The 15,497-nt window shown below is 38.1% G+C and carries 13 protein-coding genes; 2 read left to right on the top strand and 11 right to left on the bottom strand.

Annotated features, from left to right (window positions below; all coding sequences use genetic code 11):
- The first annotated feature begins 542 nt into the window (after window positions 1-542).
- On the top strand, window positions 543-3,158 hold the full coding sequence (locus IGL90_RS00145; protein ID WP_002361467.1) for a YfhO family protein: 2,616 nt from the start codon (window positions 543-545) through the stop codon (window positions 3,156-3,158).
- Between the two features lie 36 nt (window positions 3,159-3,194).
- On the opposite strand, the gene mprF is transcribed toward IGL90_RS00145, so the two are convergent.
- The 5 genes from mprF to IGL90_RS00120 all read right to left on the bottom strand — a co-directional run bounded on the left by mprF (window position 3,195) and on the right by IGL90_RS00120 (window position 10,173).
- A complete protein-coding gene (mprF, locus tag IGL90_RS00140) occupies window positions 3,195-5,786 on the bottom strand; it encodes a bifunctional lysylphosphatidylglycerol flippase/synthetase MprF (RefSeq protein ID WP_048738034.1) in 2,592 nt (863 codons plus the stop codon).
- Window positions 5,787-5,976: 190 nt separating this feature from the next.
- Complete coding sequence (locus IGL90_RS00135) at window positions 5,977-6,357, bottom strand: RidA family protein (protein ID WP_002356039.1); 381 nt, start codon at window positions 6,355-6,357, stop codon at window positions 5,977-5,979.
- Between the two features lie 99 nt (window positions 6,358-6,456).
- Window positions 6,457-7,671 carry a MalY/PatB family protein gene (locus tag IGL90_RS00130; RefSeq protein ID WP_002399716.1) on the bottom strand — a complete coding sequence of 405 codons (1,215 nt, stop codon included), beginning with the start codon at window positions 7,669-7,671 and terminating at the stop codon, window positions 6,457-6,459.
- A gap of 14 nt (window positions 7,672-7,685) precedes the next feature.
- On the bottom strand, window positions 7,686-9,254 hold the full coding sequence (malX, locus tag IGL90_RS00125; RefSeq protein WP_048738032.1) for a maltose/glucose-specific PTS transporter subunit IIBC: 1,569 nt from the start codon (window positions 9,252-9,254) through the stop codon (window positions 7,686-7,688).
- A 148-nt stretch (window positions 9,255-9,402) separates the two neighbouring features.
- Complete coding sequence (locus IGL90_RS00120) at window positions 9,403-10,173, bottom strand: MurR/RpiR family transcriptional regulator (RefSeq protein WP_002387434.1); 771 nt, start codon at window positions 10,171-10,173, stop codon at window positions 9,403-9,405.
- A gap of 197 nt (window positions 10,174-10,370) precedes the next feature.
- On the opposite strand from IGL90_RS00120, the gene IGL90_RS00115 reads away from it, so the two are divergent.
- Window positions 10,371-10,574 (top strand): hypothetical protein, encoded by a 204-nt coding sequence (locus IGL90_RS00115; RefSeq protein WP_002383512.1) that lies wholly within the window; start codon window positions 10,371-10,373, stop codon window positions 10,572-10,574.
- Window positions 10,575-10,620: 46 nt separating this feature from the next.
- Here the strand turns inward: IGL90_RS00115 and IGL90_RS00110 are convergent, their stop codons facing one another.
- The 6 genes from IGL90_RS00110 to IGL90_RS00085 all read right to left on the bottom strand — a co-directional run bounded on the left by IGL90_RS00110 (window position 10,621) and on the right by IGL90_RS00085 (window position 15,446).
- Window positions 10,621-11,148 (bottom strand): HdeD family acid-resistance protein, encoded by a 528-nt coding sequence (locus IGL90_RS00110; RefSeq protein ID WP_002356034.1) that lies wholly within the window; start codon window positions 11,146-11,148, stop codon window positions 10,621-10,623.
- Window positions 11,149-11,395: 247 nt separating this feature from the next.
- Window positions 11,396-11,773, bottom strand: coding sequence for a DUF956 family protein (locus tag IGL90_RS00105; protein WP_002356033.1), 378 nt, complete (start codon window positions 11,771-11,773; stop codon window positions 11,396-11,398).
- A gap of 161 nt (window positions 11,774-11,934) precedes the next feature.
- Complete coding sequence (locus tag IGL90_RS00100; protein WP_002356032.1) at window positions 11,935-12,846, bottom strand: PTS system mannose/fructose/sorbose family transporter subunit IID; 912 nt, start codon at window positions 12,844-12,846, stop codon at window positions 11,935-11,937.
- Between the two features lie 22 nt (window positions 12,847-12,868).
- Complete coding sequence (locus IGL90_RS00095; RefSeq protein ID WP_002356031.1) at window positions 12,869-13,672, bottom strand: PTS mannose/fructose/sorbose transporter subunit IIC; 804 nt, start codon at window positions 13,670-13,672, stop codon at window positions 12,869-12,871.
- Window positions 13,673-13,706: 34 nt separating this feature from the next.
- The gene (locus tag IGL90_RS00090; protein ID WP_002356030.1) at window positions 13,707-14,699 is read right to left on the bottom strand and encodes a mannose/fructose/sorbose PTS transporter subunit IIA; all 993 of its coding nucleotides are present in this window, start codon (window positions 14,697-14,699) and stop codon (window positions 13,707-13,709) included.
- A gap of 234 nt (window positions 14,700-14,933) precedes the next feature.
- The gene (locus IGL90_RS00085) at window positions 14,934-15,446 is read right to left on the bottom strand and encodes a mannose/fructose/sorbose PTS transporter subunit IIB (protein WP_002385473.1); all 513 of its coding nucleotides are present in this window, start codon (window positions 15,444-15,446) and stop codon (window positions 14,934-14,936) included.
- Window positions 15,447-15,497 lie beyond the last annotated feature (51 nt).

Genomic DNA, 15,497 nt, shown 5'->3' with positions numbered 1-15,497 from the left:
AAGTTATCCACATTTTTTCAAAAAAAGCTTGACAAGCATTTTTAAATTCTCCACAGAAAACTTTGTGGATGAAATTTCTTATTTTTTCCAAAAAACTTTTCCACAATGCTTATTTGTTCGACATTAAATCTTTGTAAATTCTAGAAAAAAGAAGATGAAAACGTTGTTTTAATAACGTTTTCATCTTCTTTCAACTTTAGGGATTCCTTTACTTTTAGCAAACAGGACTTCTGAACTTACGTCTGTTTTTTTTAGCAACTCGAAAACTTATCCTTGTGGATAAACCGAGATAAAAAGCTTTTTTGTGGTTTTCAACAGAGTTATGCACAAAGTTATCCACAGGGCGTTTTCAGCAATTTTTCGGAGAATATTCGTTGTTTAATCTGGTGATTTAGCATTTGAATGTCAATCCCTTACTACTAATTCTTCTTCACTCCACCCTTAGGATCCTAATAAAATTTTAAAGTTTTTCTTCTATTGGTACATCAAATAAAGAGTATGATAAACTATAGGTACTTTCGAAAAATCAGGTGAGGTTATTTATGAAAAATAAAAGTAGGCAGTTTTTAAAAAACAACTGGCCTTATATGTTAGCCAGTTTCTTCATTCCATTTTTAATTATGGCAATTATCTATTTGAGTATTGGGATTTATCCAGGAAGTAGTCGCAGTGTTTTAGCCAGCGATGCCTTTTCTCAATTTTCAAATTTTCACGCAAGCTTTAACAATGTTCTTCATGGAAAACAAAGTCTTTTCTATACGTGGAATGCTTCTTTGGGACTAAACTACTTGTCCTTAATTTCCTATTATCTTGGTGGCTTATTTACGCCGCTCGTCTTTTTCTTTAACAATCAAAACATGCCTGATGCGCTCTATTTCCTAACGTTGTTGAAAATTGGGAGTGCTGGCTTGAGTTTTTGGTTCTTGGCAAAACAAACCTTTAAGATTCCTAAATGGTCCCATGTGACTTTAAGTGTGTCTTATGCGCTAATGTCCTTCATTGTGGCCCATTCAGAATTAATTATGTGGCTGGATGCCTTTATTTATCTGCCACTCGTAATTTTAGGAATTCATCGTTTAATGGACCAACGAAAACCGACATTATTGTTTGTCAGTTATTTCTTGCTTTTCATTACAAATTATTATTTTGGCTTTATGATTGGGTTGTTTTCCTTCCTGTACTATTTTGCACGAACGTTTACAGACTGGCAACGATATAAATCTCGAATCGTTGCGTATTTTACTACTTCTCTTTTAGCTGGTGGAGCATCCATGATTATGGTCTTACCTGCTGTCTTAGATTTACGAACCAATGGTGAAACTCTTTCTGAAATTACAACCTTTAAAACAGAAGCGACTGCCTTTTTAGATATTATTATGAAAAATATGATTGGCGTTTACGATACAACCAAATATGGGTCCATTCCTTTTATTTACATTGGGTTGTTGCCTTTGATTTTTTGTCTCTTCTATTTCGTTACGAAAGAAGTTCCATTGAAAAACAAACTACTTTTTGGCAGTTTGTTTGTCCTATTGATTGCTAGCTTTTACATCACGCCCTTAAATTTATTCTGGCACGGTATGCATGCGCCGAACATGTTTCTTTTCCGCTATAGTTTCCTCTTTTCATTCTTAGTTATTTTGCTTGCAGGTTATGGTTGGGAGAAATTTGAAAAGGATGATCTCGGTGTCTTAAGCGGCTTGATTTTGATTCTTTTAGCAATTTTTGCTCTTGCAATGGGCACAAAAGGTGCTACTAGTTATACGTATGTGACTTTAACCTCTTTCGTATTAACGGCAACTTTTTTACTATTATACTTTTTCGGGATTGCTTTTTATCAATTGAAAAAAGCGCCTATGCAATACTTAGTGATTTTGTTATTGCTGCTCGTTTCTGGTGAAGCAATCATTAACACACGGGCGATGGTCACTGGTATTTTAGATGATTGGAACTACGCATCACGCAGCTTGTATTCTGAGCCTTATCCTGACTTAAAAAATCTAGTCGATCAAACAAAAAAAGAAAATGATACCTTTTACCGCTTGGAAAATTTAAATGGTGTTTCGGCCAATGACGGCATTAACTATGGCTACAGTGGCATTAGCATGTTTTCTTCCGTACGGAACCGACATTCTTCAACATACCTAAACGCCTTAGGTTTCCGCTCACGAGGCACGAATTTAAATATTCGTTACCAAAATAATACCTTGTTAATGGATGCTTTGATGGGCATTAAATACAATATTGCTGAAAACAATCCAATGAAATTCGGCTTTGAGCGACAAGCTGCTGCTGGTAAATATCAGCTTTATCGTAACGAAAATGCTTTGCCGTTAGGATTTTTAGCAGACAAAGAGATTTACAATGTCCGGCAACCTCTCAATGATAATTTAGGTAGTCAAACAAATTTACTAAATGCTTTAGCCAATACTAATGAACGGTATTTTACCTTTTATCAACCAACGATGACGCTTCAAAATAACGTGACAATTACGCAAAATACAGCTGGCGTAACTTTTACGGAGAAACAACATAACGTAGCCAAAGAGATTTCTTATACAGTCAATGTGCCCGCCAATACGCAAGCTTATTTGAGTTTATTCCCAACGGATTTTGCTCAATTGGAAAGTTCCACTGCGACGGTCACCGTGAACGGCTCAAGTCAGCAATCACAAATTGGCATTACTGGCCAATATTATAACTTAGGTTACTATCCCAAAGATACAACCGTTAACTTCAAAGTAAGTTTTTATGGAACCAAAGCAGTAAGTTTTGTTCAGCCGCAAGTGGTTGGCTTAAATACCAATGCATTTGAAAAAGCCATTTCCGCCGTGCAAGAAAAAGGCGTTGATTTAACAACTGGCAAACGCTCTGCTTCAGGTACCTTTACCGCCGACAAAGATCAAGTACTCGTCACTACAATTCCTTATGACAAAGGTTGGCGTGTCAAAATTGATGGCAAAAAAGTTACCCCAAAAGCCTTTAAAGATGCCTTTCTAAGCGTTCCTGTCAGCGCTGGAACCCATACTATTCAGTTCTCTTATTTACCAGAAGGATTGATTCCTGGCATCGTGTTATTCGTTCTATGTACTGGTGGTTTCGTTGCCTACGTAACCTTGATTCCTGCTAGACGAAACCGTAAAAAAGAAGACAAATAAAAAATCACGCGATGGCTAAGTCATCGCGTGATTTTTTTAAATTTCAGTCATTGCTTCTTCCACAAGCGAAACACTTTGATGTCTTCCTTTCGTAATCAACAAGGAAAGTTGCACAAAAGCAAAGAGTACGCTGGTCCGCTTAGGATAAGCAAAATAACGTGGTTGCCAACTAGTGACATATTGTTCTTTGCGCTTGCGTGTATCTTGAAACGCATAAATTTGATAACTATACTTGTAAAAAATATTAACAAAGCGTTCTTTTAAGAAAGAGTACTTGCTCTCCCCTACGTTAGCCAACGGCGCCATCCCAATATCAATTAATTGATAGCCCTGCTGTTGATAGGTTTCAATAAAATGAGTGAACAAATATTCTCTAGTAAAAGCAGGTGCGTCTGAACGAATACGTAACAAATCATACGAAATACTTTTGCCTTTTTCCATTTCTTTTCCAGTAATGAAACCGATGACCGTTTGTTTCTGTCTCACCAAGCCCACGCTACTGCATTTCAAGTACTCGGGATCCAACCGTCCACCAATAAAGTAGCGCTCTTTTTGATTCCGTGACCAGTCCGCAGAAACTCGTTCTAACTCTTGATATAAGGCATCACTAATCGTTTCGGGATAAAATTCAAACTGAAAATCCGCTGCTTCCGCTGCTATTTTTTCAGTCACTGTTTCCGTCCAGGCTGTTTGATTCACTGTTGACGGCTCATCAAATTGAATCAAGCCTTCTTCCCCAACTTTCATAAATTCAAAGCCGCAATCGTGAAGATTCATAACATATTCTTCCGAAATACGATAAAAAACTAATTGATAACCTAACAAATCAGCTTGATCCATAAACGCCAGTGTCGCCGCTGTCCATTTCTCTCGTTGCCCAATCGGATCCGCCAAGACAAAGCATTTATTAAACTTCATTTGAAACCCAAAAAGTACTTGATCTTCGCCTTCTTCTTGGTAATAAAAATGACCATAATCCTTTAAATACAAAAATTGACTGCCTTCGTTGCCACCAAATTTTTCCAAAAAGCGTGTCAACCGCGCTTTCTCAAATCCCTCACCTAAAGTAACAGTTGTTTCGGCTAAATATTGATACAAAAAGAATAAACCAATCAAGGAAATACTTAATCCAATCAATCCGTTAAACCAAACATCATCTGACGGAAACAACAAAAAGTGATTGATAACTTGATTGCCACCAGCTGGTCGTGCGGCGTAATAGCCAGCAACCGCATAACCGATAAACAAGCAGCCAAACAAAATACTATCTACCGTTAAAGCGCCCCATGAATAAACAAACTTTTCACGATAAAATTCTTTACGAGCCAAAATAACCGCCAATAAAATAACAGCATAAACAGCAATCAACTGCCACGAAGTCGTTCGTGCCACCGTATTTACAATACAAAATCCTAGTAAAATAATTGTAGGCCAATAAGCTTTTTTCACTTTCATAGAAATGCCTCGAGCTAAACCTAATAACAAGAATCCTACAAATAAATTCAATGTTTGATCTAAAAAATTAAAAGAAAAGGGAAGTAACACTTGGAATAAACGACTGACATTCGACAAATTCGTCACAGTCGACAATAGAACCATCATAATCCCTGCAAAATATAACGCCGCCACCAAAATAAAATGCGCCACTTTTTGTGAAAATAACCGAGGTAAATTATCAAAAAATTGATTGACTTTCATGCCTGCTTGTTGCAAGAACAAAATAACTCCTGTCATAAAAGGCGTCACATAATAAAACAAACGATAATACAACAACCAGACGACCGCTTGTGATCGATCAATCCCTAATTGTGATAAGCCCAAAATCATTAAGACATCAAACGTTCCCATACCACCAGGAACCATAGTTAACATCCCAATCAACGTAGCGATAACAAACATTGGGTAAACAGAAACCATCGAAACTGGCACCTGCATCAAGCGACCTATCATCAAGAAAGCAAACATCCCACCTAGCCATTGACCTAATGAAGCGCCGAATAATAGGAGCACTGCTTTTGGAAAAAATGTTTTAAACAATGTTCGCCGTTTTAAATACGTGAAAAACCAGAGCGCTGGCGCAATCAGGCTGCCCAATAATAACCAAACCCAATATTCACGAAAAACATTTTGGGTTCGAATAAAAAATAAATCAACAAACGCCACAAAAGATAAAATAGATAACCCTGAAATCAAGAACAGAGCAACTTTTGAGACCGTTGCTACAACCTTGCCCCGCGGTACATCTTTTCCGTAAAAATTAATCCGTAGCGTTGCCCCAACCACGCCGCCAAAACCCGCTAAGTTATTAATGGTATTGGTGACCCAAGCCGAAGTTAACCAATCCATTCGTTTCATTGGTGGCTTACCTTCTTTTTCCAATAATTTAACGACTACATAGTCATAAAGGAGCATCGGAATAACCCCTAATAGTCCTGCCAAGACCATACCAATTAAACGCCCCGTACTTTGTTGTTCCATCGTGGAAAAAATATCCGCCCAGCTCATGCCTTGAGCGATATGTGTCACTTGGTTAGCCACGAAAACTAATACAGAACCAAGAAAAATTAGTTTCAATAATAAACTGTGTTCTTTCAACCACTGCGTTAGTTGGCTAATATTTTTTTTCATCTTATAGCCTCTTTCATATCTCTTTTCTATTCATTTAACTTTCGTTTTATCGATTTTCTTCCATGGTAGCCTATTTGCTGAAAATTTTCCAGCACGGCTAGACATTTTGGCTGAATCGTATTGTTTTATTGAAAAAAAGAGTGAGAAAAAAATCTAAGACGATTTTTTCTCACTCTTTTAACTGTATTTTTTACGCCACTACTTCTGCGATAATCTCAATCTCCACCAACACATCCATCGGTAATTTAGAGATTTCAATCGTTGTGCGTGCAGGATATTCCGCACTAAAATACTCAGCATAGACTTCATTGAATGCCGTGAAATCCGCCATATTTTGTAAATAGCATGTCGTTTTGACTACATGAGCAAAATCACTACCAGCTTCTGTTAAAATCCCTTGAATATTTTTCAGTACTTGATTGGTTTGTTCTTTAATCGTTGTCCCAACCACCTTGCCTGTTTCAGGATCCAGTGGAATCTGACCAGAAGTAATCAATAAACCATTCACAATTTTTGCTTGTGAATATGGCCCAATTGCTTGTGGTGCTTGCTTTGTTTTAATTGTTTTCATTTCTTTTCCCCCAGTAAATGACAAGTTGTTACTTTTTGTTATTTTATTTGTTTCTATTTTTCCATTGTACTGCAACCATTTTCGGAATGCTATCTTTTCTCAATTATTCCTAAGCGCTGATGCTGTGCCATCCTTTTGTAAAACAGCTTCAAAACCTTGGCGCATCCTTTCAAGTCCTTCGTGTAGTTTTGCTTGCGAACAGCCAATATTTAACCGTAAAAATCGTTGCCCATTACCGCCATAAATCGAGCCGTCCATAATAGCGACTTTCCCCACAGAAACTAAAGCCGCTTGTAAGCGGGCCACATCTGGAACTGCCGCTGATACATCCAACCACATTAAGTAAGTGGCTTCCAGCTCCGTCACTTTAATTTTTGGCAAATATGTCTGTAAAAAATCTTTCACGTAACGTTGGTTCTCCGCTAAATAATCATTCAACTCGTCAACCCAAGTACCACATTTTTGATAGGCCGTCATGGTTGCTAGCATTCCCAAAATACTTGTTGATGATAAACCATCGGCGTTTTTTAATTTGAGCTGAAAAGCGTCACGCAATTCGTTATCTGGAATTAAGGCGTAAGCAAAAATCAGCCCTGGAAAATTAAAGGTTTTCGTGCCACTGGTAATAATGGCAGATTTTTTATAATCAAATTGCGTAATTGGTCGATGAACATGGCCTTTATTAACGATATCCATATGAATTTCATCAGAAAGTAAAAACACATCATACTGTTGGCACAATGAAACTATTCGCTCTAATTCCCATTGCTCCCAAACACGTCCTGTTGGATTATGCGGGGAACATAAAAGCAAACAGCGATTTTCTGGTTGCGCTAGTTTTTTTTCTAAATCAATAAAATCAATGCTGTAGCGCTTCTCTTGATAAAGCAGTTCATTCGCCACTACTTGCCGCTTATTTTCCTGAATAACTTTAAAAAATGCATCATAGGCAGGTGTTTGTAAAATAATGCCCTCCCCTTCGTTAGTCAATAATTGAATCAAAGCAGAAATACCATAGATAACGGTCGGGGTATACATAATCCAGTGTTCTTCAATCTTCGTCTGGAATCTTGTCTGGTACCACGTTTGAATTGCTTCTTTTAATTGCGGATGGTTCCACCTCGTATAGCCAAATACTGGATGGTTCAAACGCTCCTGTAATGTTGCCAGAACTGCCTCTGGCACAGCAAAATCCGTATCGGAAATAGTGAAGGGAAGCAAGTCCGCTTCCCCAAATCGGTCTTCTACAAAATCCCACTGTGTACAATACGTTCCTCGTCGATCAATTGCTTTATCAAACGACACACTCTTCACCTTCTGTCTTTTTTCTAACCTAAAATCATCTCTAATTGATTACGGACCATTGTCACTTTGGTTCCGATAATCACTTGTACATTCTGCGCATCTAAATGTACAACGCCTAAAGCCCCTAATTGCTTTAATTTGTCATCATCTACTTTATTAGCATCTGCTAACACTAAACGTAAACGCGTAATGCAATTATCAATAGCTTGAATATTCTCTTGCCCACCCAAAGCCGCTAAAATCCCAGGCGCATCATAGCCACCCGTTTTCTTATATTGAACTTCTTGATCGGTATATTCAGTCTCATCTAAGACCTTGTCTCGTCCAGGTGTTTTTAAATCAAAGGTTACAATGACTGTTTTAAAGACGAAATAATAAACAACAAACCAGATAGCGCCGACAATGAGAACCCACCACCATTTTGTATAAGTTCCTTGTAACAAGCCAAAAATAACAAAGTCCAGTAGCCCGCCATCAGTGTTCCCAATCACAACACCTAATAAAGCCATTACCATGAAACCTAGACCAGTCATAATGACATGAAACAGCCATAATAATGGACTAATAAATAAGAATAAAAATTCAATTGGTTCTGTAATGCCAGTGATAGCCGTAGCAATTACACCCGAAAGGAGTAAGCCTTTAATCTTATGTCGATTCGCCGGAGCTGCAGTATGATACATCGCAAGTGACGCCGCTGGTAAGCCAAAAATAAAGGTCGGCATTTTCCCTTGTGACAAGAAAGCTGTTGCGCTTGGTGAAATCGGTAAATTATTTTGCAATTCTGCATAGAAAATATTTAACGCGCCAAACACTTCTTTGCCAGCCACCACCGCTGAACCCCCTGCTTCAGTAAAACGAATCATGGAAACCAAAATATGATGCAACCCAAACGGTAACAGTAGACGTTCCCCTGAACCAAACAGAAAAGGCCCAAAAATACCAGAACGTTGGATAAGTTGGCCAATCGCCATAATCATTAGCGCGAAAAGTGGCCAAACTAACGGAATTACTAAGCCCACGAATGCCATTACTAATGAAGTAATAATTGGCACAAACCGTGCGCCAGAAAAGAAGGCAAAACTATCTGGTAGTTGCACCGTATAAAATCGATTATGCAACTTATAGACAATAAGCCCAGCGATAATTCCACCAAGAACACCCATTTCAATCGTTTGAATCCCAAAAACCATTCCTTGGCCGGCTTCCCGCAACTGCTCAGGATCCACGAGGCGATTCGTCTGCACTAAATAGAAATTAATCGCTAAATTCATCACCGTATAGCCTACGAAACCTGAAAACGCAGCAATTCCTTTTTCTTTCCGAACTAACCCCAACGGAATGGCCATTGCAAACATGACAGGTAAATAGGCAAACGCAAAACCACCAATTGTCGACATAAATTGGAAAATAATTTTCACTGCGGGCTTTCCTAAAAACGGGATCGTTTCAATCATGGATTCACTGGAAAAAGAACTTCCTAATCCCAACAAAATCCCCATAAAAGCTAATAAAGCCACTGGCAACATAAACGTTTTACCTAATCCTTGGAAAAACTCCCAGAAAGTCGCTTTCTTTTTCTTTACTGCCATTTCTTAACTCCTCCATTCATTCTTTACAAAACTAAAAATGATTGCGTTTACATTCATTGCCCTCATTATAACTAGCCCAAAACAAAGAAAAAAGAGGCTACACTCTTTCTGTATCCCCTTACATCATTTAGTATGGTGTTGCATAAAATTACCGCGGCTGCTTTGCCTCTGCGTACATTAATAAAACCGTATCGAACAAACAAATGACAGCAATTCTTGAACTTAAATCCACGCGCTGATGATAACGTGTCGTCCCTTTGGCAAATAACGTCGTCGTCGACAATTTTTCCAAGGTGCTTCCTTTAGTCGAAATCAAACTAATCATCGGCACTTGCTGTTCCTGCGCTACACGTGCATACGCTAAAATCCCCTTAGTTTCTCCTGTATAACTGACAAAAATGGCTAAATCCTGTCCGTCCAGATTCTTAACTGCTGCCGCTTGTTCATCCCAATCAGATCGTGCATAGGCTTTTTTTCCTAAAAATGTTAGCTTTCGTGCAAAATCAGTACAAATAGGAAAACTGCCACCAACACCGAACACTTCAATCGTATTCGCACGCTCAATCATTTTAAGCATTTCCGCGACTTTGGCTTCATCCATTTGTTGAAAACTATCTTGCACATTGGCAATCAACTGTTGCGTAATAGCTTGAAAACTACGACTATCGCTTTCTGTGCTCTCGCTCTGCACCGATTGGACGATTGCGTATTTTAATTCTTGGAAGCCTCGATAACCTAAGTGTTTTGCTGTCCGAGAAATAGTGGCTGTTGAGACAAACAACGCCTGCGCCACCTCATAAATGGTTTGTGAACTAATTTCCGTCATATGCGTCAAAATATAATCCAGTACTTGATTTTCAATTTTACTTAAATGATTTCGTTTCTTTTCTAACAAAGCGATTAATCCCTCAGTCGACATCCAATCCCTCACTTTAAATCCTTTTTTATAATTATACACCAGAATATTCTGATTATTTCAATAAGAAAGTCCAAAATAACCAACAGCGGCTCCATCATTCGCCAGAGAAAAAAATCAGCCTTCCGATGGAGGTGTTTGTTGCGCTTTCTTGCTATACTCTGTATATAGAAAACAGGAAAAATTTGGAGGTAGTACGTATGAATAATCAACGACCAATGTTTATAAATATTCTTTTAGTGGTCCTTTTATTTTTAGTTGTCGGTTCACTCTTTAGTGCCGTTGTCGGTATCGTGGGAAGCTTATTGTGGCTAGCAGTAAAAATTTTAGTTCCCGTAGCGATTATCGTGTGGCTTGTTCGAACAATTTCGGGAAATAATGGCAACTGCCACCGTCGTTATTAAAAAAAAACAGGTTTTCCTTTTCGGAAAACCTGTTTTTTTACTTCTTTTATCTAAAAGCATATACAATATTACTAATACCAAACATCATAAAGTAGAAGCCAACTAAGAAGCTTAAAGTTAGTGCTGAAGACAATGGATTAAATAATAACATTACACCTAAGATAATCCCTAAAACGTCAACAATTAATGTGAACCAGAAGTAACCTGTGCTTACTCGTTTAGCAAAATCTAAAGTAAATAAGCCGAAAATTGAGTCGAATAAAAACCAAATTGCAAAAACAAATGGTAACACAGCGACACCAATATTTAAGTTAAACAATAAGTAAACACCAATGAGGATATCAATAATCCCTAAGATGATTGGTGCATAAGCTTTGTAGCCTAGCAATTCTTTCATACGATTACGTACAAAAATTTCGAAAATCCCTTTAATAATAGCAAAAATCGCAAAAACCATCACAATGGCAATTAAATTACCGGCAGGATTTTGGAAAGAAATTAATGCAGTCAGAACAAATAGAATTCCTAATACTAATGAACCCCAGTCCATTCCATGATGTTGTCGTTGTTCCATGACACTCACTCCTCTATAAAATAATTTATTACACTTATTATGTTACTACTATTTTACAAGGTGTCAAATATTTTCATCGTGCTTTCTGAAAACCATTTCAATGATAACTCCATTAAAAACAACGTATCACTTGATTGTCTCTTTTTTGGTGCAAAATTGTGCCTTTTTTGTATAAATAAGTCCCTCGTTTTCCCACAAAAAAACCGCTACTTTTTCATCTAGTTTATAAAAAAGTAACAGTTATAAATTATTTTTTCTTTTTCCCAATCGAGAGAATCCCTCTTTTTATGACATCAAAGAAACTCAAAGATTGGACCATATGATCTGGGTCAACATATTCACGAATAGCTCGTAACACTCGCTTCGGCTCTTTTGAAGCAAACGTATACGTCCCATTTTTCTTGGTTTGAATCGCATAACGAGGAATCCATTTTCCTTTGAACATTACTGAAGCCAACACGTAATCGACTTCTTCCCACGGAATTTGGATAAACTTACGTGGATCTTTGGCATGGTAAAATTCAAACCCGCGGTCACCTATCATAATTTGTCCATAATCTGTTAATCCTGTAAATGCCGTCGCATCTATAACTAAATCAACTTTTGTGTTTAATGATTGTACCATGTTATCTGCTCCATTTCATTCAACTAATTCCTCTTTATTATACGTTTCTTTCCTGATCGAAACAAACAAAATTACATCTTTGTTTAAAAAAGCGGAAGAAAAGTTTCTCGACTTCTCTTCCGCTTTTTTTGATTAGAAGTAATAAACTTACCTCGTCATTCTTATAATAAGCCGATTAAGTGGCCGACAACGCCGACTACGAATAAACCAAGAATGATAACGATTGGGCTAACTTTTTTCTTCAATAACCACATACATAAGAATGTAAGTAGTAATGGTGCTAGACCTGGAATCAATTGATCTAAGTTATCTTGTAAAGTAGTAACTTTCGTTGGTGAAAGCGCCAAGCCTTGGTTCACTTGTTCAAAGGCTTTATGCATTCCTTCACCGCCAGCAGGAAGTTTATCCCACTCGATATAAGCACCTTTGTCTAACTTAACTTGTGAGACAATTGGTAAGAACTTAATCGATACCCAACGTTGAACTAATGCGGCCAGTACGAACATCCCTAAAATAGAAGCACCTTTTGTAATATCTTGTAGTAAACCACCTGAAAGGTCATCAGTAATTTTAGAACCTGCTTTGTAACCAAACTCTTGTGTATACCACATGAATGACCAACGAATTAAGTTCCAAGCAACGAAGAATAAGATTGGGCCTAAGATGTTACCACCCATTGCTAAGGAAGCACCTAAAGCGCCTAACATTGGACGAACAGTAAACCAGAAAACTGGGTCACCGACACCGGCTAAAGGACCCATCATCCCAACTTTAACCCCTTGAATCGCTACGTCATCAACTGGTGCGCCATTGGCACGTTCTTCTTCCAAAGCTAATGTTACACCAAGAATTGGTGAGGCAATGTATGGGTGTGTATTAAAGAACTCTAAGTGACGTTTTAACGCCGCTGAACGTTCTTCTTTCGTTTTATATAATTTTTTGATTGCTGGAATCATTGAGAATGCCCAGCCGCCGTTTTGCATACGTTCATAGTTCCAAGAACCTTGGATAAATGTTGAACGCCAAGCTACAGCTAAACGATCTTTTTTAGTTAATTGAATTTTTTCTGCCATTTTCTTTGCTCCTCCTTCAGAATTAGTAGTCGTTTAAAATATCGCCTAATGGGTCGCCAGAGTTGCCTCCGCCATTTGAGTTAGAAGAACCGCCCATTTTAGATAAGTTCAAGTAAATAAGAGCTAAAGCGACACCTAAAGCACCTAATGCGATTAATGTTAATTGAGAAATCGCTGCGACTACGAAACCGATAATGAAGAATGGCCATACTTCTTTTGTTGCCATCATGTTGATTACTAATGCATAACCTACGGCAACGACCATACCACCACCGATAGCCATACCATCAGTTAACCAAGCTGGCATTGATTCTAAGAAATTACGAACAGTGTCAGCAGGAATGAATAGTAACGCACCTGCTGGAATCGCAATACGAATACCTTGTAAACATACAGCGAAAATGTGTAACATTTCAACTTGTTTAATGTTGCCTTTTTCAGCAGCCGCATCCATCATGTGAACGATTGGAACCGCAACTGTCCGAACGATCATTGTTAAGAACAAACCTGCAACCGCTAAAGGAACTGCGATGGCAATCGCTGAAGGAACACCTTTAACACCTTGGCCACCTAAAACTAAAATAATTGCTGAGGCAACAGATGCTAAAGCGGCATCCGGTGCAACGGCAGCCCCGATGTTCGCCCAACCTAACGCGATCATTTGTAAAGTACCACCTAAAACAATTCCGGCTTCTAAATTACCAGTAACTAATCCGATTAATGTACATGCTACTAACGGTTGGTGGAATTGGAACTCATCCAAAATCCCTTCCATACCAGCTAGAAAGGCAACGAGTAAAACTAAAATAATTGATATAACAGACATGATAAGCCTCCTATTTTGATTTGTATTTGACGAGTTACGCGTTTGCTAACTCATTTTTTGCTTTTTTCAAAATTTCGTCCATATTCGCTTTTGAATCATTTGGCACTTTACGCACATCAAATTTGATGCCTTTGGCTTTTAATTCATCAAACGTATCAACGTCTTCTTGACCCATTGATAATACTTTGCTTACAACGACTTTTCCAACAGAGTGAGCCATTGAACCAACGTTTACTTCTGGGATTTCTACGCCGCCTTCAACCACTTTTAAGACGTCTTCAGGATTTTCAAATAATAATAATGCTTTTGTATTGCCAAAACGTGGATCTTTCGCTACTTCAATCATTTTACTGATTGGAATAACATTGGCTTTTACTCCTGGAGGAGCTGCTTGTTCGATTAATTTCTTACGTAAGTCATCTTTTGCAACGGCATCAGAAACAACAATAATTCTGTTTGGTTGTGTTGCTTTTGTCCAAGCTGTTGCTACTTGACCATGTAATAAACGTGAATCAATACGTGCTAGCACAAATTTAATTTTGCCATCGCCAACAACTGTACCTGGTGGTAACGAACCTTTTGGCTGTGCATCTTCTGTCGCAGCAGCTTTTGGTGCTTCTGCTGGTTGTAACTCTTCTGGTTTAACTTTGACACCATCTTTTGCTGTTTCAAGAATGTGTGTCGCAATTTCTTGTGCTGATTCCATAGAGAAACGAGAAGCATATGCTTCAATAACCATTGGTAAGTTCATACCTGCAACGATTGCCCATTTGTCTTTATGATCTTCTAACAATGAGTTCGCTTGGTTAAATGGTGTTCCTCCCCATAGGTCAACTAAAAATAGTACTTCGTCTTGATTGTCAAACGATGCAATGGCTTCTTGCATTTTTGCTTTTACATCATCGGGACCTTCGCTAGGCATTAACGTAACTGCTTTTACATTTTCTTGTTCGCCAAAGATCATTGCACCAGATTGCAAGATCCCTTCAGCAAATTCACCGTGACTTGCTAGGATAATTCCTACCATTTTTATACCTCCTGTATAATTGATGTTTTTTTTCATGGTTGTACTGCTAAACGCTTTCACTTTTTGAAAAAAATCAGATAAATCAGATTCTGACAAAAATAAATGAAAAAATTTCAATAGTTCTTGATTTTTTTCAACATCAGCACTTGCCTTTATCAATACAGTTCATGAAGCAATGATGTTGGTCCTAGGCCACCACATCCTTTCAATGTCTTTCGTCTGTAAAAATTAACGTCAGCTGGCGTTATTTTCTTTGCTACGCTCTTTTTTCAGTAAATCCATCAAATTCACTTGGCTGTCTGCTGCGACTTTTCGAATTTCCAATTCAATACCTTGTTCATTTAAAAACAGAAATGCTTTTAAATCGTTGGCATCCACTGCGACTGCATTCGTAATCATTCGCTTGCCTGTGCTGAAACTCATTCCGCCAATATTCACAGAAGTTAGTTGTACACCGCCTTCGACCACTCGTTTCACGTCCAAAGGATTAGTGAATAACAACATGGCTCGAAACGAATCAAAACGAGGATCAGGGTAAACATCAATCATTTTTTGAACAGTGATGACATTTACTTTGACACCAGGTGGAGCAGCTTGAACCAACAAGGCTTTTCTCAAATTGTCATGAGCAACGGAATCACTAACCACTAAAATGCGATTAATGTTCGTCAATTTTGCCCAAACAGTTGCTACTTGGCCATGAATTAATCGATCATCAATTCGAGCTAAACGAATATCCATTACCATCGGGAATGCTCCTTTAAATTCATTTTTAAAGGTTAGGACCTTTGTCTTTTT

The organism is Enterococcus sp. DIV1307a (assembly GCF_050537425.1).
Taxonomy (GTDB): domain Bacteria; phylum Bacillota; class Bacilli; order Lactobacillales; family Enterococcaceae; genus Enterococcus; species Enterococcus faecalis.
This window is presented reverse-complemented; position numbering and strand designations above follow the sequence as displayed.

What these genes read in the sequence shown, in the direction of transcription:
- IGL90_RS00145 (WP_002361467.1), top strand. Translation starts at nt 543, where the DNA reads ATGAAAAATAAAAGTAGGCAGTTTTTAAAAAACAACTGGCCTTATATG.
- mprF (WP_048738034.1), bottom strand. Translation starts at nt 5,786, where the DNA reads ATGAAAAAAAATATTAGCCAACTAACGCAGTGGTTGAAAGAACACAGT.
- IGL90_RS00135 (WP_002356039.1), bottom strand. Translation starts at nt 6,357, where the DNA reads ATGAAAACAATTAAAACAAAGCAAGCACCACAAGCAATTGGGCCATAT.
- malX (WP_048738032.1), bottom strand. Translation starts at nt 9,254, where the DNA reads ATGGCAGTAAAGAAAAAGAAAGCGACTTTCTGGGAGTTTTTCCAAGGA.
- IGL90_RS00120 (WP_002387434.1), bottom strand. Translation starts at nt 10,173, where the DNA reads ATGTCGACTGAGGGATTAATCGCTTTGTTAGAAAAGAAACGAAATCAT.
- IGL90_RS00115 (WP_002383512.1), top strand. Translation starts at nt 10,371, where the DNA reads ATGAATAATCAACGACCAATGTTTATAAATATTCTTTTAGTGGTCCTT.
- IGL90_RS00110 (WP_002356034.1), bottom strand. Translation starts at nt 11,148, where the DNA reads ATGGAACAACGACAACATCATGGAATGGACTGGGGTTCATTAGTATTA.
- IGL90_RS00105 (WP_002356033.1), bottom strand. Translation starts at nt 11,773, where the DNA reads ATGGTACAATCATTAAACACAAAAGTTGATTTAGTTATAGATGCGACG.
- IGL90_RS00100 (WP_002356032.1), bottom strand. Translation starts at nt 12,846, where the DNA reads ATGGCAGAAAAAATTCAATTAACTAAAAAAGATCGTTTAGCTGTAGCT.
- IGL90_RS00095 (WP_002356031.1), bottom strand. Translation starts at nt 13,672, where the DNA reads ATGTCTGTTATATCAATTATTTTAGTTTTACTCGTTGCCTTTCTAGCT.
- IGL90_RS00090 (WP_002356030.1), bottom strand. Translation starts at nt 14,699, where the DNA reads ATGGTAGGAATTATCCTAGCAAGTCACGGTGAATTTGCTGAAGGGATC.
- IGL90_RS00085 (WP_002385473.1), bottom strand. Translation starts at nt 15,446, where the DNA reads ATGGTAATGGATATTCGTTTAGCTCGAATTGATGATCGATTAATTCAT.